This is a genomic window from Halomonas sp. XH26, assembly GCF_024138895.1.
Taxonomy (GTDB): domain Bacteria; phylum Pseudomonadota; class Gammaproteobacteria; order Pseudomonadales; family Halomonadaceae; genus Vreelandella; species Vreelandella alkaliphila.
Genome location: NZ_CP071889.1, coordinates 3,191,712 through 3,212,030, shown reverse-complemented (window position 1 = coordinate 3,212,030; position 20,319 = coordinate 3,191,712). Strand labels below are relative to the sequence as shown.

15 protein-coding genes are annotated in these 20,319 nt (G+C 53.1%); 11 read left to right on the top strand and 4 right to left on the bottom strand.

Features of this window, described 5'->3' with window-relative positions:
• Positions 1 to 20: 20 nt before the first annotated feature.
• Positions 21 to 749 (bottom strand): tRNA (N6-threonylcarbamoyladenosine(37)-N6)-methyltransferase TrmO, encoded by a 729-nt coding sequence (tsaA, locus tag J4377_RS14740; RefSeq protein ID WP_253486035.1) that lies wholly within the window; start codon positions 747 to 749, stop codon positions 21 to 23.
• Between the two features lie 105 nt (positions 750 to 854).
• On the opposite strand from tsaA, the gene J4377_RS14735 reads away from it, so the two are divergent.
• Positions 855 to 1,415, top strand: coding sequence for an N-acetyltransferase family protein (locus J4377_RS14735; RefSeq protein WP_370687190.1), 561 nt, complete (start codon positions 855 to 857; stop codon positions 1,413 to 1,415).
• A 5-nt stretch (positions 1,416 to 1,420) separates the two neighbouring features.
• Here J4377_RS14735 and nadC read toward each other — a convergent pair whose 3' ends face one another.
• Positions 1,421 to 2,275, bottom strand: a complete 855-nt coding sequence (nadC, locus tag J4377_RS14730) for a carboxylating nicotinate-nucleotide diphosphorylase (RefSeq protein WP_038478005.1) — start codon at positions 2,273 to 2,275, stop codon at positions 1,421 to 1,423.
• 83 nt (positions 2,276 to 2,358) lie between these two features.
• On the opposite strand from nadC, the gene ampD reads away from it, so the two are divergent.
• The 7 genes from ampD (at position 2,359) to J4377_RS14695 (ending at position 11,704) form a co-directional block, all read left to right on the top strand.
• On the top strand, positions 2,359 to 2,925 hold the full coding sequence (gene ampD, locus J4377_RS14725) for a 1,6-anhydro-N-acetylmuramyl-L-alanine amidase AmpD (RefSeq protein WP_038478002.1): 567 nt from the start codon (positions 2,359 to 2,361) through the stop codon (positions 2,923 to 2,925).
• 419 nt (positions 2,926 to 3,344) lie between these two features.
• Positions 3,345 to 6,017, top strand: coding sequence for a pyruvate dehydrogenase (acetyl-transferring), homodimeric type (gene aceE / locus J4377_RS14720; RefSeq protein ID WP_253486034.1), 2,673 nt, complete (start codon positions 3,345 to 3,347; stop codon positions 6,015 to 6,017).
• A gap of 58 nt (positions 6,018 to 6,075) precedes the next feature.
• Positions 6,076 to 8,124 (top strand): dihydrolipoyllysine-residue acetyltransferase, encoded by a 2,049-nt coding sequence (aceF, locus tag J4377_RS14715; protein WP_253486033.1) that lies wholly within the window; start codon positions 6,076 to 6,078, stop codon positions 8,122 to 8,124.
• A 250-nt stretch (positions 8,125 to 8,374) separates the two neighbouring features.
• On the top strand, positions 8,375 to 9,028 hold the full coding sequence (gene adk / locus J4377_RS14710; protein ID WP_231657678.1) for an adenylate kinase: 654 nt from the start codon (positions 8,375 to 8,377) through the stop codon (positions 9,026 to 9,028).
• Positions 9,029 to 9,137: 109 nt separating this feature from the next.
• On the top strand, positions 9,138 to 9,839 hold the full coding sequence (gene tsaB / locus J4377_RS14705; RefSeq protein ID WP_038477993.1) for a tRNA (adenosine(37)-N6)-threonylcarbamoyltransferase complex dimerization subunit type 1 TsaB: 702 nt from the start codon (positions 9,138 to 9,140) through the stop codon (positions 9,837 to 9,839).
• Positions 9,836 to 10,555: a class I SAM-dependent methyltransferase gene (locus J4377_RS14700; protein WP_253486032.1), complete on the top strand. Its 720-nt coding sequence runs from the start codon at positions 9,836 to 9,838 to the stop codon at positions 10,553 to 10,555. The genes tsaB and J4377_RS14700 overlap by 4 nt, the downstream gene beginning before the upstream one ends.
• Positions 10,556 to 10,582: 27 nt before the next feature.
• Positions 10,583 to 11,704 carry a phosphatidylserine/phosphatidylglycerophosphate/cardiolipin synthase family protein gene (locus J4377_RS14695; protein WP_120386386.1) on the top strand — a complete coding sequence of 374 codons (1,122 nt, stop codon included), beginning with the start codon at positions 10,583 to 10,585 and terminating at the stop codon, positions 11,702 to 11,704.
• 18 nt (positions 11,705 to 11,722) lie between these two features.
• On the opposite strand, the gene J4377_RS14690 is transcribed toward J4377_RS14695, so the two are convergent.
• On the bottom strand, positions 11,723 to 12,397 hold the full coding sequence (locus J4377_RS14690; RefSeq protein WP_198350223.1) for a YecA family protein: 675 nt from the start codon (positions 12,395 to 12,397) through the stop codon (positions 11,723 to 11,725).
• Positions 12,398 to 12,487: 90 nt separating this feature from the next.
• On the opposite strand from J4377_RS14690, the gene J4377_RS14685 reads away from it, so the two are divergent.
• The 3 genes from J4377_RS14685 (at position 12,488) to J4377_RS14675 (ending at position 16,091) form a co-directional block, all read left to right on the top strand.
• Positions 12,488 to 13,036, top strand: a complete 549-nt coding sequence (locus J4377_RS14685; protein ID WP_039868362.1) for a SprT-like domain-containing protein — start codon at positions 12,488 to 12,490, stop codon at positions 13,034 to 13,036.
• A 169-nt stretch (positions 13,037 to 13,205) separates the two neighbouring features.
• Complete coding sequence (acs, locus tag J4377_RS14680; RefSeq protein WP_038477978.1) at positions 13,206 to 15,155, top strand: acetate--CoA ligase; 1,950 nt, start codon at positions 13,206 to 13,208, stop codon at positions 15,153 to 15,155.
• Positions 15,156 to 15,428: 273 nt separating this feature from the next.
• Complete coding sequence (locus tag J4377_RS14675; protein WP_009721286.1) at positions 15,429 to 16,091, top strand: response regulator transcription factor; 663 nt, start codon at positions 15,429 to 15,431, stop codon at positions 16,089 to 16,091.
• Between the two features lie 217 nt (positions 16,092 to 16,308).
• Here the strand turns inward: J4377_RS14675 and J4377_RS14670 are convergent, their stop codons facing one another.
• Positions 16,309 to 20,256, bottom strand: coding sequence for a NahK/ErcS family hybrid sensor histidine kinase/response regulator (locus J4377_RS14670; RefSeq protein ID WP_253486031.1), 3,948 nt, complete (start codon positions 20,254 to 20,256; stop codon positions 16,309 to 16,311).
• Positions 20,257 to 20,319: the final 63 nt, after the last annotated feature.

The window sequence follows — 20,319 nt, the reverse complement described above, 5'->3', positions numbered from 1 at the left end:
AGTTGCCGAAGTGCCAATTGTTAGTTGTTTTTTTGAATGCTGATTATATAAACGACGTTGCCTAGCTCAGGCATCTGTTGTATTTGAAAACGAATATTGACATCTCTTAACTGCATGCCATATTCCCGTTCTGGTTGACCATGATGGTAGGCTGGTCGTGGGTCTTGGCCTAATACTTGAGTAATTAGCTGCCTTAAGTCACTAGCATCTGCGCGTTGAGCAAGTGCTTTTTCGGCCGCTGAAGAGAACTCTACGGGGTAAAAGGGTGGCGGTGCTGGGGCAAAGCCTGAGCGTGCATTCGGAACGGCTTCAGTCCAAGGCAGGTAAGGTTTGATATCTACCACGGGTGTACCTGTCATTAAATCTGCTCCTTTGAGCAATAGCCGTGCACCGTTGTGCGTATCAATACCCACTAGCTCAACGAGCGATAGTCCTAAACGATTAGGCCGATGTGTGCTACGACTCGCGAATACCCCTATTTTTTTATTGCCACCCAGTCGGGGTGGGCGTACAAGGGGAGCCCACTCTTCGGGACTGCGATGAAAAATAAAGCTGATCCATAAGTGGCTAAATGCTTCTAGTCCACGAACGCTTAACGGTGTGTTGAAGGGGGGCGTTAATATCAGTGTCGCTTTCGCTGCCGTCGCTAGTCCCGGTTGGCGAGGAATGCCAAACTTATCAGGGTAGTCGCTTTCAATATAACCTATAGGGTTGATGGTAAATGACTCATTTATGGATATACCGTGCATGGCACACCTTACGTGTAGATAAAAACGAAGTATAAAGCAGTCAAGCATCGAGTTGGGATGCAATGACCCGTTAAGGTGCGATAATTAAATAGTGGAGTTGTATATATGATAAGTACTAATGTGACAAGTACTAATGTGACAAGTACTAACGTGAGCCAAACACCTTCTGCGCCCACTCCACGAATTATCTATCGTGAAGGGTTTGCCCGTGACGCAGCTGACCAAGCAGAGGTGTTTTATCACGCGGTGATGCAGGGCGCTGCTTCCCACTATGGTGTAGACGAACGCCGAGCTTGGGCGAATGCTCTGCCACGCGAGGCAAGCGCCTGGGCGGCCAGACAAACGCTTTATACTACGCTGGTTGCCAGCTGTGATGGGCGATGTGTCGGGTTTTTAGAGCTGGATGTTGCGGCCAAACGTATAGAGACACTTTATGTGTGGCCTTCACTGACTGGACGCGGGATCGGTACCACATTGTTGATACACGCTGAACGTATGCTGCTTGAGCAGGGCGTATCGAGTGTAGAAATTGAAGCAAGCTTAGTGCTTTATGAACGTTTGATTCGCCGAGGTTTTAGCAACCTCGGCGAGCAGTGGGTAGAGCGCAGTGGCGAGCTTTTGAAACGCTATCGCTTAGTCAAAAAGCTCAACGCTGTCGAAACCTGAGTACATCAAACGTCGAAGGTGTGGGTAATACGCATCGATAAATCGATCGATTTTAGGTCTTTGGTGAGTGCGCCGCTGGAAATGCAGTCAACACCGGTATCGGCAATTGCCTTCAATGTTGCTGCGCCGACATTGCCAGAGGCCTCAAGTGTTGCCCGCCCACCAGTTATTTCGACGGCTACATGCAAGTCTTCTAAGGCGAAATTATCGAGCATGATAATGTCTGCCTTTGCGGCCAGTGCTTGATCAAGCTCCTCAAACGTTTCCACCTCTACCTCTACTGGCAGGTCACTTGCCAATTTACGAGCTTGCTCAACGGCTGCCGGAATACCGCCACAAGCAGTAATATGATTCTCTTTAATTAAGAAAGCATCCCACAATCCAATCCGATGATTATGTCCACCGCCGCAGGTTACTGCGTACTTTTGAGCTAGGCGCATTCCAGGCAATGTTTTACGCGTATCTAGTAGACGGACATTAGTGCCTTCAATTAAATCAACGTAATGTCGTGTTGATGTAGCCGTGGCAGACAATGTTTGCAGCATATTTAGGGCAGCACGCTCACCGGTCAGTAGGCTGCGAGCAGGCCCTTCTAGCTCTAAAAAACACTGATCTGCTTGAAGAGAGTCGCCGTCTGCTGCCTGCCAACGTAGCGTAACGCGGTTATCTAACCGTCGAAAAATCTCATCTACCCAAGCAACACCACAAAGTACTGCGGGTTCACGCGTAATGATGCTGGCGGTTGCCCATTGGTTCTCAGGGATTAGCTGCGCTGTAATATCGCCAGGGCCAATATCCTCAGCTAGTAAGCGGGCTGCGCTAGCGCGTATCTCTTCGGCAAGAGCGTTTTCATAATGCATGGCGGTGAGTTCTCTAGGCGTTATTGAGTGTGTTGGGCATTATAGTGAAAGAGAATGCCAACGTAGAGAAGAGTGTATCTGTTATGAAAAGTACAGCCTTTGATGGGCAGTGGCCAAGCGCTAGACAAATGGCATCACCCAACTGCGATCAGCGCCCCAATAGTGAGGTCTCGCTACTGCTTATTCATGCGATTAGTTTGCCGCCCGGTCAGTTTAGTGGTGATGCCATTGAGGCACTGTTTACTAACCAGCTAAATTCAGCAGAGCACCCCTTTTTTGCTGAGATTGCACATCTTAGGGTATCAGCTCATTTTCTGATTCGTCGCGATGGCGAGTGCTTACAGTTTGTTGATACAGATCATCGCGCCTGGCATGCCGGGCGCTCATGCTGGCTGGATCCGTATCAAAAGGCGTGGCGAACAGCCTTAAATGACTTTTCAGTGGGTATTGAGCTGGAGGGTGACGACGTGACCCCTTTTACCAAAGCGCAATATCAAAGGTTAGTAGCGGTAACTCAGTGGCTAATAGCGCGCTACCCACAGCTGGATAAGTCACGCATTACCGGTCATGCTCACGTGGCTCCACTGCGTAAAACTGATCCAGGGCCAGCCTTTGACTGGGCTTATTATTATCAACAGTTAGATGCTTAGCGCTGGGTTAATAAATTTGTAAAAGAACGTTGGAAATTTAATTAAGTACTTCACTCGTAAGTAAATAAAACGGTAGTTTGGCTACATTTTTGAGCGTTTGGTAGATTCGTCTAAAGTCTTACTATTTTTTTATGTTGCGGTGCAATAGTCTGTTTTCGATAGCCTTTTAGGGCTTGCTGGAATTGGCAGAGTGACGACTTTGCGGTATCTTCTCATATACAAAAGGCTAACTTTTACGACAATTGTGTAGCTTTACTACATCGGAAAGTACGTAGCTTGTTGAATGTAGAAAGAAAACCTCTACGCGACGCTTAGGCGTCGGTGTTTTATCGGCCTGTGGTGGCTAAACACCGCAGCCGCCCCAGGCCCTAAGGGTTGGCGGGGCTCATTGTCATTTATCGTCATTCGGAGAGACCTCTATGAGTCTGGAGACAAGAGAAGATCTCGATCCGCTCGAAACCACGGAGTGGCTGGAATCCCTGGAATCAGTACTGGATCGTGAGGGCGAAGATCGTGCCCGCTACCTGATGACCCGCTTGGCGGATCGCCTGCGCCGGGACGGGATGAAGGTACCCTTCTCGGTGACAACCCCGCACCGGAATACGATCCCTGTGCATCGCGAAGCACCGATGCCCGGCGATCTGTTTATGGAGCGCCGCATTCGGTCGTTGATTCGTTACAACGCCATTGCTCAGGTCATCCGTAATAACCGCGCCAACCCCGGGCTGGGCGGCCACATTGCCAGCTTTATGTCGTCGGCCACGCTGTACGATGTCGGCTTTAACCACTTCTTCCGCGCCCCCAAAGGCGATTTTGAAGGCGACCTGATTTACATCCAGGGCCACGTTGCCCCGGGTATTTACGCGCGTTCCTACTTGGAAGGCCGTTTATCAGAAGAGCAGATGGACAAATTCCGTCGCGAAGTCGACGGCGATGGCCTCTCTTCCTACCCGCACCCGTGGCTGATGCCGGACTACTGGCAGTTCCCCACGGTGTCCATGGGCCTTGGCCCGATTCAGGCCATCTATCAAGCCCACGTGATGAAGTACCTGCATCACCGTGAGCTGAAAGACATGTACGACCGTAAGATCTGGTGCTTCATGGGTGACGGCGAGTGTGATGAGCCGGAGTCACTGGGCGCGATCTCCCTAGCGGGGCGTGAAAACCTCGATAACCTGATCTTCGTTATCAACTGCAACCTGCAGCGCTTGGACGGTCCGGTTCGCGGCAACTCCCGCGTCATGGACGAGTTCGAAGGCGTATTCCGTGGTGCCGGTTGGAACGTCATCAAGGTGGTCTGGGGGCGTCACTGGGATCCGCTGTTCGAGAAGGACAAGAAAGGCATCCTGCAAAAACGCATGGATGAAGCGGTTGACGGTGAGTACCAGAACTACAAGGCCAACGGCGGTTCGTACACCCGTGAGCACTTCTTCGGTAAGTACCCCGAAACCGAAGCGATGGTCAACGACTTGTCTGATGAAGACATCTGGAAGCTCAACCGCGGTGGTCACGATCCGTTCAAGGTCTACGCGGCCTACCACGAAGCGGTCAACCAGACCAACGGTAAGCCCACGGTCATTCTGGCGCACACCGTCAAAGGCTACGGCATGGGCAGCGGCGATGGCGAAGCTGCCAACGAGTCCCACCAGGTCAAGAGCATGGAGTACGAGGCGTTGCGTAAATTCCGCGACCGCTTCGGTATTCCGCTCACCGACGAGCAGCTTAAAGATGTGCCCTATTACAAGCCGGAAGAAGACTCCCCCGAGCTGAAATACATGCACCTGCAGCGGGAACGCTTAAACGGCTACCTGCCGAGCCGCCGCAGTGACTTTGAGGCGCTGGAGATCCCCAGCCTGGACGACAAAACCTTTGCCTCGCAAATGGTCGGTTCCAAAGGGCGCGAAGTCTCGACCACCATGGCGTTCGTGCGCGTGCTGAACGGCCTGGTGAAGGATAAGAAGCTCGGCAAACATGTCGTCCCGATTATTCCTGACGAAGCGCGTACCTTCGGCATGGAAGGCATGTTCCGTCAGCTCGGCATCTACACCTCGGAAGGTCAGAAGTATGAGCCGGTCGATAAAGGCCAGATCATGTTCTACCGCGAGGATCAGAAAGGCCAGATTCTCGAAGAAGGGATTAGTGAGGCTGGCGCGATGTCTGCGTGGATTGCCGCCGCGACGTCCTACAGCAACAACAACGTTACCCTGCTGCCGTTCTACGTCTACTACTCGATGTTCGGCTTCCAGCGCATTGGTGACTTGGCCTGGGCCGCGGGTGACCTGCAAGCCCGCGGCTTTATGGTCGGCGGCACCGCCGGGCGTACCACGCTCAACGGTGAAGGTCTGCAGCACCAGGATGGCCACAGCTTGATTCAAGCCTCCACCATCCCCAACTGCCGCAGCTACGACCCGACCTACGCCCACGAAGTGGCGGTCATCCTCCAGGATGGTCTGAAGCGCATGTTCTCCGACAAAGAGAACTGCTTCTACTACCTGACGGTGATGAACGAAAACTACGAGCACCCCGCGCTTGAGAACGTGCCTACCGACGATATCGTCAAAGGCATGTACCTGCTCAACGAAACCCAGGGCGATAAAGGCCGCGTGCAACTGCTGGGCTCCGGCACCATCCTGCGTGAAGTCGAAGCGGCTGCCGAGCTGCTGGCCAACGACTGGGGCATTGGCGCGGATATCTGGAGTGTCACCAGCTTTAACGAACTGCGCCGCGAAGCGCTGCTGCTGGAGCGTGAAGCCTTCCTGAACCCGGATGCCGAGGCCAACAAGCCCCACGTGACGAAGTGCCTGGAAGGCCGTGACGGCCCGGTGATTGCCTCCACCGACTATATGAAGCTCTACGCCGACCAGGTGCGTGCCTGGGTACCCAGCGAGTACACCGTGCTGGGCACGGACGGCTTTGGCCGTTCCGACACCCGCGAGAAGCTGCGCTACTTCTTTGAAGTAGACCGCTACTTCGTCACCGTGGCGGCGCTACGTGCGCTGGCAGACCGCGGTGAGCTTGATCGTAAGCACGTCGGCGAGGCGCTGAAGAAGTATGGCATTGACGCCAACAAGCCGAACCCGCTGACCAGCTAAACCGCTGCCCGGCGGGCAGATGCCCGCCGGCTCGATCCGATTTGGAAGGAGCGCGACCTTGAGTAGCGAAATCATCAAAGTTCCCGATATCGGTGGCGATACCGATGTCGAAATCATCGAGATTGCGGTGTCAGAAGGCGACGTCATTGAAGCGGAAGACACCCTAATCACCCTGGAATCTGACAAAGCCAGCATGGATGTTCCGGCCCCGAAAGGCGGCAAGGTCACCAAAGTGCTGGTCAAAGAAGGCGATACTGTCTCCGAAGGCGACGACATCGTTGAGCTGGAAGTAGAAGGTGGCGGCGAAGAGACGTCAGCCCCCGCATCTGACAGCCAGCCCAACGACGCGCCAGTGAAAGAAGACAAACCAACGCAGGAAGACGCCCCCGCACCGGCAGCGAAGAAAGCCAGTGGCGGCAAGCAGACGGTCGATATTAAAGTGCCGGACCTGGGCGGTTCAGACAGCGTTGAAATCATCGAAGTCGCGGTTAGCGCCGGTGATGAGGTCAACGCCGAAGATACCCTGATCACCCTGGAGTCGGACAAAGCCTCCATGGACGTGCCCAGCCCGCACGGCGGTAAGATCGTTGCGCTGACCGTCAAGGAAGGCGATACCGTCTCGGAAGGCGACGTGATCGGCCAGATGGAAATCGCTGGCGAAGGCGGTGATGCATCGGCTGAAGAAGATGCATCGCAAGCGCAGGCTGCTAGCCAAACCAGCAGCGCGCCGGAAGCAGCGGCTGTTGAAGAGTCTGCCGTTGAAGAAGATAGCGGTAGCGGTGAGCCTGAGCGCAAAGAGATTCGTGTACCTGATTTGTCAGGTTCTTCTGACGTGCCGATTATCGAAATTGGTGTTGCGGCAGGTGATGAGGTCAACGAAGAAGATCCTCTTATCACTCTGGAATCTGACAAAGCGTCGATGGACGTGCCGAGCCCTTACAAAGGCAAGCTCTTAGAGCTGACCGTAAAAGAGGGTGACACCGTCTCTGAAGGCGATGTGATTGGCTATATCGAAGTAGCGGGTGCCAAGAAGGCAGCCCCTAAACAAGCAGCGCCGGAGAAAGCTCAATCCTCTAGTGCTAGTCAGTCAAGTACTAGTCAGTCAAGTGCAAAGCCTGCCGCTTCACCAGAAGGTACGCCTAGCCCTGAAGCGCAGATGGCGGCTCATAAGCCTCGCGATGGGAAACTGGTACACGCAGGCCCAGCAGTACGCATGCTGGCACGTGAGCTCGGCGTAGACCTCGGCCTTGTTAAGCCTAGTGGCCCGAAAGACCGGGTGCTGAAAGAGGATGTGCAGGCTTACGTGAAGCAGGCCATTGCCAGCCAGGGTAAAGCACAAACAGCGGCTGCCCCTGCAGCGAGTGGTGGTGCGGGTATTCCCGCGATACCTGAAGTCGACTTTAGCCAGTTTGGCGACGTAGAAGAGAAGCCGATGGGTCGCCTGCTGAAAATGGGCGCGACCAATCTGCACCGCAGCTGGCTCAATGTGCCTCACGTGACGCAGTTCGACGAGGCCGACATTACCGAGCTCGAAAGCTTCCGTAAAGCCATGAAAGCCGAGGCCGAAGCCCAGGGCGCTAAGCTGACACCGTTGCCGTTTATGGTCAAGGCCTGTGCCTTTGCCCTGCGTAAATTCCCCCAGTTCAACGTCAGCCTGAAAGGTGACGGCGAAACGCTGGTATGGAAAAACTACGTGCATATTGGGATTGCCGTGGATACGCCGGACGGTCTGATGGTGCCGGTAGTGCGCAACGCCGATAAGAAATCCTTGATCGAGATAGCCAAGGAGATGGCGGAGCTAGGCAAGAAAGCGCAAACCAAGAAGCTTAAGCGTGATGAGATGACCGGTGGCTGCTTCACCATTTCGAGCCTTGGCTCGATTGGTGGAACCGCGTTCACACCGATCGTTAATGCGCCGGAAGTGGCGATCCTGGGGGTATCGAAAGCGCAGATGAAACCGGTATGGGATGGCAGTGCCTTCCAACCGCGCTTAATGATGCCGCTATCGCTCTCTTATGATCACCGGGCGATTAACGGTGCGGATGCCGCCCGCTTTACGGCCTTCCTGGCCGATGTGTTGACGGATATTCGCCGATTACTGCTGTAATCGTCTCACAGTAAGCCAAAAGCGGCGCCCAATAGGGCGCCGCTTGTGTTTAAAACAGTTCAGTAGGTCTGCAAAGAAGGGGTGACCAAAGTACAAGAAATTGCCACCTGTCTGTTTTTGCTTAAGAAAATGTTAAAAAAATGCGTTATCAGGCTTTTGGGGAGTTGTGTCATCCGAACGGCACGGTTATTGTCAGTCCATTATTCAAAAATTATTCATATCTAACGACTAACATTCAAGGAGCAGTGCCATGCGTTTAATCCTGTTGGGTGCCCCCGGCGCGGGGAAGGGGACTCAGGCTCAGTTTATCTGTGAGCAATTTAAGATCCCTCAAATTTCCACCGGGGATATGCTGCGCGCGGCCATCAAGGACGGTACCGAATTGGGTCTCAAAGTAAAAGAGATTATGAATAGCGGCGGTTTGGTGTCCGACGATGTCATTATCGATCTTGTTAAAGAGCGCATTAGCCAACCCGACTGTGGAAATGGTTTCTTGTTCGATGGTTTTCCGCGCACCATCCCGCAAGCCGATGCGATGAAAGAGGCTGGCGTTAAGCTGGACCACGTGTTGGAAATTGCCGTGCCAGACGAAGAAATTGTGAGCCGTCTTGCAGGGCGTCGCGTGCATCCGGCATCTGGGCGTGTTTACCATGTCGACCATAATCCGTCCAAAGAGCCGGGTAAAGATGACGTGACTGGGGAAGCGCTGATTCAGCGTGAAGATGATCAAGAGTCTACCGTGCGCAACCGTCTGTCGGTTTATCACGACCAAACTGCACCGTTGGTAGATTATTATCAGCAGTGGGCGAAAGAAGACCCTGAGGCCGCGCCGCAGTATCATCGCGTAGAAGGCGTAGGCAGCGTGGCTGACATTACTCGGCAAGTGAAAGAAGCGCTTTGCTAAGTAGCACATGCTAGTGAGTTACACGATGGCCCGCAGGTTACCTGCGGGCCATCGTCGTTGAGGCCGCGTAAAGGTATAATGACGGTCTATTTTATGGAGTGCAGAATCGATGTCATCGTTATACCTTCTCGCACTGGACGCATCTTCTAGTGCCTGCTCTGCAGCTTTATTACGCCAGCAGGGTAGCCAGCGTGAATGCTTGGCGCGATTCGAAATGACGCCAAGGGCCCATACCCGGCGCTTAATGCCGATGGTGGATGACATTCTCGCTGAGGCCAATATTGCTACGCAGCAGCTAGATGCGGTTGCGTTTGGGCGTGGCCCCGGCTCATTCACCGGCTTGCGCATCGCTGCCGGTGCAGCGCAAGGCTTGGCGTTTGGGCTGGATCGTCCATTGTTGGGTATTTCCACCTTGGAAGCGCTCGCGCTTCAGGCCCATCGCCGCTACCATTTTCGTCATGTAGTGACCGCGTTAGATGCCCGTATGGGCGAAATCTATGCGGCTACTTGGCACTGTTTAAATGACACGCTTAGCTTGCAAAGTGACGAAGTGGTCGTGGCGCCTGCTAACTTTCATTTGCCTGCGGAGGAGGCCGACTGGGTAGGCGTGGGCTCGGGGTTTACGCTGTGGGATGACTTTGCGTTAAGCCTACAGGCCAATATGTCTCAGCATCTCACTGATCTTGAGCCACGGGCCGAAGAGATGGCATGGCTCGCCGTTCGTGATTTGGAAGCGGGGTTAGGTCAGGCAGCCCATGAAGCACAGCCAGTTTATTTGCGCAACGACGTGGCCTGGAAAAAGCCAGCATGAGCCATACGGTAAGCCCAGAGACGCTTGTGTTGCCTTCAGGATTGGCGCTTAGCTACGTTGATGGCCAATTGGCACTGTCAGGTGATGAGCGTCAATACGGAAAACCGCTTAGCGTGGATTTTGCCGCTGGAAAGGCAGCCCATCGCCGTCAGTTTGGTGGTGGTCGCGGGCAGTTAGTGGCAAAAGCCTGTGGGCTTGCTAAAGGCATCACACCTAACGTCGTGGATGCCACTGCTGGTTTGGGCCGGGATGCGTTTGTACTGGCAAGCCTGGGCGCAAATGTCTTATTAATTGAACGTGTCGCGGCGATTGCTGCGCTGCTTCAAGATGGCCTTGCGCGTGCCGCAAAAACAGACGCGACAGCAGAGATTGCCTTGCGTATGACGCTTCGTCATGGTGATGCCGCTGAGCAGCTGGCTGCCCTTGTGGAAAGCGCGGCCTTTGATCCTGAGGTTGTTCATCTTGATCCGATGTTTCCGCACCGTGAAAAGTCGGCGTTGGTCAAAAAAGAGATGCGCTTGTTTCGAGAGCTGGCGGGAGATGACGATGATGCACCGCGCTTATTAGAAGCAGCGCTGGATGTAGCAACGCATCGAGTGGTGGTCAAGCGCCCCCGCAAAGCTCCCCCTATCGATGGCCCAGCGCCGCAGCATACGCTAGAAGGTAAAACGAGCCGTTACGATTTATACGTCCATCGCTCGCTGGCTCGTCGCTGAGCCGTTTCTTCAAGAGAAGGAGTCTCTATGCAGCACGTGTGGCGTGAAGGCAACCGCACTACTCTGTTGCCGGAAGCAACGCGATTTTTGCCAGCTATGTTTGATGCGGTTAGTCAAGCGGAGCACTATGTGCTGGTGGAGCTCTACTTGATGGAGTCAGGTAAGTTAGCGAGCCAGATGAGTAATGCGCTGATCGACGCTGCTGAGCGCGGTGTAAAAGTGTATTTGCTGCTCGATGGTTATGGCTCTATGGGATTGGAACATCGTGACCGCATACGCCTAGAGCAAGCAGGTGTCGCATTACGGTTCTTTAATCCCATTGGTTTTCACTCGCTGGCTCGTAACTTAAGCCGTGATCACCGCAAAATTGTTGTCGTGGATGGAGAGGTTGCGTTTACCGGCGGATTTGGCGCAGTGGATGAGTTTCTGGAAGCATGGTACGAAATTGCGGTGCGCATCGAAGGCCCAGTGGTCGCTGATTGGGAAGAGCTTTTTCGCCGTTTATGGCGTTCCCGGTTAACACGGCAAGCAGGTGGTGGACGGGCTAGCTCAGTGCTGCCGCCACAGCGGACAGCAGTGCATTATGCTGATGGCATACGTGGCCGTGTAATGTCAGCGAGGGGTTATCGTTACCAAGCTATTCGTCACTCGCTCTATGCGCGGGTAAATCAGGCAAACAAGCGACTTTGGCTATGTACGCCTTATTTTGTGCCGACCTTCACGCTGCGCCGACGCCTTATTCGCGCAGCACGGCGTGGCGTGGATGTTTGTTTACTATTACCGGGTAGTAAACATGACCACCCAGGTGTGCGCTATGCAGGACAACGGTTTTACCAAGCGTTGTTAAAAGCTGGCGTGCGGATTTTTGAGTTCCAGCCCACGTTTATTCATGCCAAGTTTGTGTTAGCAGATAACTGGGTCAGTCTTGGTTCATGCAACTTCGACCATTGGAATCTGCACTGGAACCTTGAAGCTAATCAAGAAGTAGAAAACCAAGCCTTCGCCAAGCAAGTTCAATCGCTGTTTGAGCGTAACTTTGCCGCCAGCCAAGAAGTCGATGCTGCCGCCTGGGCCGCACGACCCTGGTGGCAGCGAGCCCGAGAGTGGGTCTATGGCGTAGTGGATGGTATTGTCACCCGTCTTAAATAATGTGCGGCTAACAATCGGCTATCGACGCTTTTTACCTTTGGCCGGTGTTTTCTTGCGTGGCTTAGGCTTCGGCGTTTCGGGGGGCACGCGATAGTGAAGATAAAGATCCAGGACTAATTCTGGCAATTGAGCAACAAAGGTTTCCTGACTGGCCTGATCTTGGGCCATCTCAGCCATTTCTGGCTCATCATCGAATAAACCTGAAAGCGACATAAAGGGCAACAGTAGCGTGGCGGCAGCTTCTTCGTCATCTTGGAACCACGCGCTTTCGTCGCTAAAGACACCTTCCATAAACCCCGCGCACCAGTCGCCGATGGGCGTTTCCTCAGCGGGGATGCCATCTAGCGTTAGCTCGAAGGGTAGCTCTGGTAAACCGCCCTGTTCAAGTACTGCGACGGCGTTGTCACGTAGCAGTGTTAACAGTTGGATAATCTCGTCTCGTTCGGCATCATCCCGATAACTTGGCTCTCCCTGAAACAGCTCAGTTAGCCATTGACTGGTAGGTAATTCGCTAGGGGCAACCGCCAGCGCCACTAAAAAACCATGGGCAGAGATAAGGTCCAGCGCATCTTCGCCGACCTGCTCTGAGTCGAGAAAGTCATCCAGTCGATCAAGTTGCTCGTCATCAAGTAGCGGCTGAGGTGGGGTGGTATTGGGCGACGTTGCTGCGGGAACGTTATTGCGCTCTGCCATAAGGGGCCTCATCATAAAAATCGTCTTTGAGAAAAAGATGTTGATCGGCAACACTCGTTGGCAACATCGTTACTGGTTAGTTTATCACTAATGAAGACTTTACCACTGCCCCCATGGCCTGCTGAAAAACTTGCGACACTATCTTCAGAGGCGCTCATGCACGCCGTGCGAGATAGAACTGATGAAGCGTTAAAACGCTGCCAAGAAGTCTATCCTGCGCTGCCAGCGCCAAAGGTGTGGTTCGACCTAAAAGGTGCCTCAGCAGGGCAGGCGCATCTAGGGCGTGGCGGGCTGCGTTTTAATCCTGTTTTACTGAGCAATAATCGGCAGGCGTTTTTTGACGAGGTGATTCCCCATGAAATGGCGCATTGGTTAGTCTTTCATTTAGCCAATGGCACGCGGCTCAAACCGCATGGTCGAGAATGGCAAGCTGTCATGCGAGACCTGTTTGGCCTTGAGCCTAAGGTGACTCATCGCTTTGATGTTCAGGATGCCCAGTCTCGGCCATATTATTATCAATGTGACTGTCAAACGCATTGTTTCACAGCCAGGCGTCATTCTTTAGTGGTAAAGGGGCGTCGCTATCGCTGCCGTCATTGTGATCAGACCTTGGTCTACAGTGCTTTTAAAAAACCTTGAAAGTGTTTTAACCTATTGTTTTAAATATTAAAAATGTTAATACCAATGTCTAAAGGGAAGCCGGCGTTGGGAGGTTTATGCTAGGTAAATATTAAGCGCGTCGGTGCGACTAACAATAATACCGACACCATTTTCTAGAGAGTGCAATTTCACGGACAGAGGCAACTTCATGAGCGAGCATAAAAACGTCTATCCAGTGCGCGATAGTATCGCTGCCAGTGCATGGGCTGATAAAGATAAATATGCGGCAATGTATCAGCAGTCCATGGACGACCCGGAGCGTTTCTGGGCTGAGCAAGCAAAGCGTCTTGATTGGATCAAGGCGCCAACCAAGATTAAAAACACCTCCTTTGCACGCGATAATGTTGATATTCGCTGGTTTGAAGATGGTGAGCTAAACGTTAGCGCCAACTGCCTAGATCGCCATTTGGAGAAGCGTGGCGACCAAACAGCGATTATCTGGGAGGGAGATAATCCTAACGATTCAAAACATATTACGTACCGTGAGCTTTATGAGCGCACTAACCAGCTGGCCAACGGCCTGAAGTCGCTGGGGGTAAAGAAAGGCGATACAGTGACGCTGTATATGCCGATGATTCCCGAGGCGGCCATGGCCATGTTGGCATGTGCCCGTATTGGTGCAGTGCACTCTGTTGTGTTTGGCGGCTTTTCGCCGGACGCAGTCGCTCAGCGGGTAATTGGTGCTGATTCTAAACTGGTGATCACTGCTGATGAGTCAGTGCGTGGTGGTAAACACGTACCCCTTAAAGAGAATGTCGATTCGGCTCTGACGCGCGATGGCACTGATGTGTGCAAAAACGTATTGGTGGTGAAGCGTACAGGCGGTGATATTGACTGGAAGGAAGGCCGTGACATTTGGTTTGACGAGCTGGTGGATAAGCAATCTACCGAATGCCAAGCTGAAACCATGAATGCCGAAGATCCGCTGTTTATTCTCTATACCTCTGGATCAACCGGTGCGCCTAAGGGCTTAAAGCATACCACTGGCGGCTACCTGACCTACGCAGCGATGACCCATCAGTATGTTTTCGACTATCAAGAAGGCGAAGTTTACTGGTGTACAGCGGACGTAGGTTGGGTGACGGGCCATAGCTATATCGTGTACGGACCGCTTGCCAATGGTGCAACCACGCTAATGTTTGAGGGCGTACCGAGCTACCCAAGCCATGGGCGAATGGGCGAAATTGTCGATAAACATCAGGTCAATATCCTCTATACCGCGCCTACTGCTGTCCGTGCATTAATGGCGCATGGTGATAACGTGATGGACTCTAGCAAACGTGACTCACTGCGCTTGCTAGGTTCTGTAGGCGAACCTATCAACCCAGAAGCTTGGGAGTGGTTCTATCGCGTTATTGGCAATGAGAAGTGTCCTATTGTGGACACCTGGTGGCAAACCGAAACGGGCGGCATTATGATCGCGCCACTTCCTGGCGCTACTGATCTAAAGCCTGGCTCTGCTACAACGCCCTTCTTTGGTGTGAACCCCGCGCTGGTGGATAATGAAGGCCATAAATTGGAAGGCGAGACGGAAGGCAATCTAGTCATTCTCGACTCCTGGCCGGGCCAAGCGCGCTCCATTTGGGGCGACCACGAACGCTTTGTACAGACCTACTTTTCTACTTACGACGGCATGTATTTTACAGGAGATGGCTGCCGCCGGGATGAGGATGGCTATTACTGGATTACAGGCCGGGTTGACGACGTACTTAACGTCTCAGGCCATCGTATGGGCACTGCTGAAATAGAGTCGTCTCTGGTTGCTCACTCGGCAGTGGCAGAAGCCGCCGTCGTCGGTTTTCCGCACGATATTAAAGGCCAAGGCATCTATATCTATGTAACACTTAATGATGGTATTGATCCCACGGATGAACTCAAGAAAGAGCTGACCCAATGGGTACGTAAAGATATTGGCCCGATTGCATCGCCAGATGTAATTCAGTGGGCTCCTGGGCTGCCAAAAACACGTTCTGGTAAAATTATGCGGCGCATTTTACGTAAAATTGCGGCCAATGAGTGTGATGGCCTGGGGGACACCAGCACGCTGGCTGATCCGTCGGTGGTGGACGAACTCATTGAGCATCGTGCCAACCAGTAATGTTTTTTGCCCCCAGTTATCCTTCTAATGGGGGCACTTTTAAATGACGGATGTCATTCATTTGCTATGTTAAATAAGGCAAACTGGATAGATCCGTTGCAGTGCCGGCCATGGAGCCGGCACTGTTATTTCTGTTTGGATGACGTATCAATGACAAATAGTGCATGTGATGCTTGGGAATGACGAAGCCCATGGGGTACCATGCTTCAACCGTATGAGCCTAGCGTCGCGGCGGTAGCCAACCCCGCTGCTCGAGGAACCGGAGGAATATCCATGGCAGTAGCCCATAAGTTTATCGTCGCAGACGACCATCCGCTGTTTCGTGCAGCGCTCACCCAGGCGTTGCGCCAGTTAGCCCCCCAGGCTGAGATTGTCGAAGCCGACACCATGGAAGCCACCACTGAGGTCGTTAATCGACACCCTGATGCTGATTTGATTTTGCTAGACCTCCATATGCCAGGAGCGCATGGCTTTTCAGGTTTGATTCAATTGCGTGGCCAGATGCCCGATATTCCGGTGGCGGTTGTTTCAGGCAGTGACGAGCCCTATGTAGTACGTCGTGCAATTGACTACGGCGCGTCAGGCTTTATTCCTAAATCTTCCTCGCTACAGTTGATTGCTGAAGCGGTGGGGGAAATCCTGCAAGGGGAAGTTTGGCTGCCAGAAGCGTTGGCGAACGTCTTAGATGAAACCAGCGAAGAAGAGTCGCGTTTTGCGGAGGCAATTGCCTCACTGACGCCGCAGCAGTTTCGTGTGCTCAATATGCTGACGGAAGGCTTGTTGAATAAACAGATCGCCTATGAGCTTAGCGTCTCAGAAGCCACTATTAAGGCCCACGTGACGGCTATTCTGCGCAAGCTGGGAGTGCACTCGCGCACCCAGGCTGTTATTGCTGCTCAGAAACTTGAAGTGGAACCGCCGAAAGTTTCTTCTTGAAGGGTAAGCTGGATTCCCGATAACCCCCTTCGGGAATGACGGTATGGTGCATCTGTCTCGTTTCGGGAATGACGGTGTGATGCATCTGTCTCGCTGCTCTGTCATTCCCGCGTGCTTTTAGCGGGAATCCATTTTGAAGCAGGCTCCCAGGCATCAGCGGGTAAGGTCAAACTGGATTCCCGATAACCCCATTCGGGAATGACGGTATGACGTATCATTACGTTTTCCCTCCTGCTCGGCTAGCCTGAAGGGTGCGAGTTAAAAGCGCGCGCAGCGCGGCAGGTTTGACCGGCTTAAGCAGCAGTTGATAACCCGCACGCTTAATCTCTTCGGCCACCGCTTCCGTGCGGTCGGCGGTAATCACAATGCCCGGTACGGCTCCTTCGAAGCGCTCACTGAGGGCCTCGAGTGCCATTAGCCCCGTGACTTCATTGTCCAGATGATAGTCTGCCAAGATGGCGTCGGGGTCGCCGTCCATGTTACGCAGAATCGATTTTGCACCGCCGATGCTGGTCGCGGTAAATACTTCACATCCCCAGCCGCTTAGCATGGCCGTCATGCCCTCTAAAATGAGCGTTTCGTTATCGATACACACAATGCGGGTACCCGCTAGCTTATTACCACTCCGGCGGCTTTGAGGTTCTTGGTCCGCTAAGGTTACTTCACGGGCGGCAACAATGGGAACGCTGACGCAGAATGCAGTCCCCACACCTACCCAGGACCGAACCTTAATTGGGTGGTCAAGTACACGGCTCATACGATCGGCAATTGATAAGCCTAAGCCGAGCCCTTTCTCACTCTCTTTATGGCGTGAAACTTGATCCAATCGGCGGAACTCTTGGAAAATTTCCGTTAGCTTAGACTCAGGAATACCGGGCCCACTATCCCACACCTCTATGGAAAGTCGTCCTGCTTGGCGGCGACAGCCTAGTAGTACACGACCTTCTTGGGTATAGCGAATCGCGTTGGATAGAAAGTTTTGTACAATCCGGCGAAGCATCTGCGGATCGGAATCTACCCATTGTTGCGTCGGTACGACGACAAGATCCAGTCCACGGTCATCGGCCATTACTTCAAATTCGGCACGCAGTGGACGAATAATATCCGCCAGTGCAAAGTGGCTGCGTCGCGGTGTGAGGGCACCCGCATCAAGCTTTGAAATATCTAGCAGAGTGCCAAGCAGTTCTTCAGCGGCTTGAAGTGAGTTATCAATATGGCTGATGGTACGCTGGGTATCGCTAGCGGTGACGTTCTGCATTAATGCGGAAGTAAACAGCCGGGCTGCGTTCAGCGGCTGTAACAAGTCATGACTGGCGGCAGCCAAAAAGCGCGTTTTGGAAGCGTTAGCATCTTCAGCTAATTGCTTCGCTTGGCGCAGCGCTTGCTCTGCTTCAGCGCGCACACGGTTCTCTTGGCGCAGCGCCGCGTTGGCCTCGGAAAGTGCTTGTGTGCGCTCGCGAACACGTTCTTCCAGAGTTTCGTTGGTCTCTTTCAAGGCGATTTCAGCTTGGCGGCGCTCAGTAATGTCTTGATAAAGCGCGAAGAAACCTAAAATCGACTGGCTATCGCCAAAGTGGGGCGTATAGGTGACCAGCATATAGCGCATGGCATTATTAACGCGCATTGAGACTTCAAAACTGACGCGCTCGCCTGCAAGCGTTCGCTGAACCCATGGCATGCGCTCTTCAGCTTTTTTAACCGGTAATACGTCTTCGTATCGGCGTCCAATCACGGCATTACGATCAATATCGAAAGCTTGTTCGTAGGCGCGGTTGGTGAATAAGTAACGGCACTCTTTATCAAAATAGGCAATCAGCGCGGGTACATTATCGGTGTAGATACGGATGTTGTTTTCAGAGCGGATCAGCGCCTCTTCGATGCGCTTCTGCTGAGTAATATCTTGATAGGTATAGACAAAACCACCGCCAGGCATCGGGTTGCCTTGGACTTCCAATACACTGCCATCTTGGCGGTAACGCACATAACGATGGGGCTGGCCGTCGCGAATGTTGTCTAGCAGCAGTTGGACGTGCTCCTCTGGATCTCCTGGACCATATTCGCCGTTGTGCGCGTTGTAGCGAAAAATGCGATCCATGGGGGCGCCGACCCGTATCAAGTGATCAGGGAAGCGGAACAGCTCTAAATAGCGTTGGTTCCACACCACCAAGCGCAAATTTTGGTCAACCACGCTAATACCCTGGTTGATGTTTTCAATGGTGGCTTGCAGTAGTGCGCGGTTGAACTCTAAGACTTGAGAGGCTTCATCAACGATTGAAATGACATCTGAAATGCCGATGCCGCGTCCCTGAAGCGCCGAGTTAACGACTATGCGTGCTGACGATGCACCTAGCACTGACGCAAGAAAGCGCTCAGTAAATTGGATGACGTCGATAGACGCCCGTGAACTATCTTCCATGGGTTTGCCCGCGCGTCGTGCGTAATCCTCAAATGCGCGATCCACTTGGCCTGCCCCAAGAAAACGCTCACAAAGTACTTTAAGGTCGCCAACAGTAGTGGCGCCTGTCCAAGGGCGGTTTACGGATGTTTGGCGTGTTTCAACGCTATCGACAAACAGCGATGCCTGAATACGCTCGACAACCCGCTGAGAAGTTACCTGTGAAACAAAGATATAGCAGAACAAGTTGATGCCCAGCGACAGCATGACTCCGTGGGTAAATGGGTCGCCGAGGTTTAAGCCAAATAGGGTTGTGGGCGATAGCCAATTAAGCCCTAAAGGGCCGCCCGCTAGCCAGGCTTGAGGAAGCACTCCGGCGTTGATCATAGCCGGCATTAGCAGGCTGTATGCCCAAATCGCAAAGCCTGCGTTCATGCCAACGATAACGCCGAGGCGGTTACCGCGCTTCCAATACAGCCCGCCGATGAGTGCGGGGGCAAACTGAGCGGCGGCCGCAAAGGACAGCATGCCAATTGAGGCTAGCGAGGTGAATTCGGCAATGAGCTGATAGAAGCCGTAAGCCATTGCCAGAACAGCGACAATGGTAAGGCGGCGCGCGCGGAGTACTAAGCGGCCATAGTCGCGAGCTTTGGTGTCGAACCAACGCAACCTGAAGAGCGCTGGGATCACGATCTCGTTAGAAATCATGATAGAAACTGCCACTGCCGCCACAATAACCATCCCTGTCGCGGCAGAAAATCCGCCAATAAAGGTGAGAAGGGTCAGCCACTGCTGGCCAGACGCCATCGAAAGAGCAAGTACGTAAGTATCAGGCTCAACCCCGCTTTCAGAAAACAGCAGTAAACCAGCTGCCGCCAAAGGCACCACAAAAAAGGCGACTGCGAGTAAGTAAAGAGGAAATAGCCAGCGTGCTTTCGTTGCATCATCTGGGTGGATATTTTCCACCACTGCCACATGAAACTGACGAGGCAGGCAAAGTATGGCGAGCATGGCGAGCAGCGTTTGCGCCCAGAAGCTTTGGCCAAAATCTTGATTGGCTAGCTGGCGCTGCAACTCCAATTGGCTTTCGGCGTGGCCCATTAGTTCACCTAGGCCATCAAACATGCCCCAGGTAACAAACGCGCCGAGGACAACAAACGCCAGCAACTTTACCAGAGATTCAAATGCTACCGCATGAATCAGCCCTTCGTGGTGCTCTGTCGCGTCTGTGTGGCGAGTGCCAAAAAGGATGGCGAAGATTGCCATGACGATAGCGACATAAAACGCTGTGTCGCCAAACAGCGGCGTATGGGTCATATCCGCTGCGTCGGTAAGAACACTAAAGGTGGTAGACACCGCTTTTAACTGCAGAGCAATGTAGGGCAGGGTGCCAATGAGGGCAACTAAGCTAGCAAACGCCGCAAGAGATTGGGTTTTGCCGTAACGGGAAGCAATAAAGTCAGCGATTGACGTGACGTTTTGATGTTTGGCAACGCGAATCATTTTTGCCAGAACAGGCCAAAACAGCAGAAACGTTAAGATTGGGCCGACAAAGATACTGGCGAATGACCAGCCAGCCGTGGCTGCTTGCCCCACCGCGCCGTAAAACGTCCACGAGGTGCAGTAAATGGCCAATGCCAAACTGTAAATGATTGGCCGTCGGCGGCTGGCGCCGTGAGTCCGTGCACGGCGATCACCGAACCAGGCAATTCCAAACAGCACCGCAATGTAAAGCAGTGATACCGCGACCAGCAGACCGCCATGAAACATGTCGTCTCCCCACGTTGAAGGCTTCGCCTAGCGACGATCTAATATCAAATAACGATCATCTAA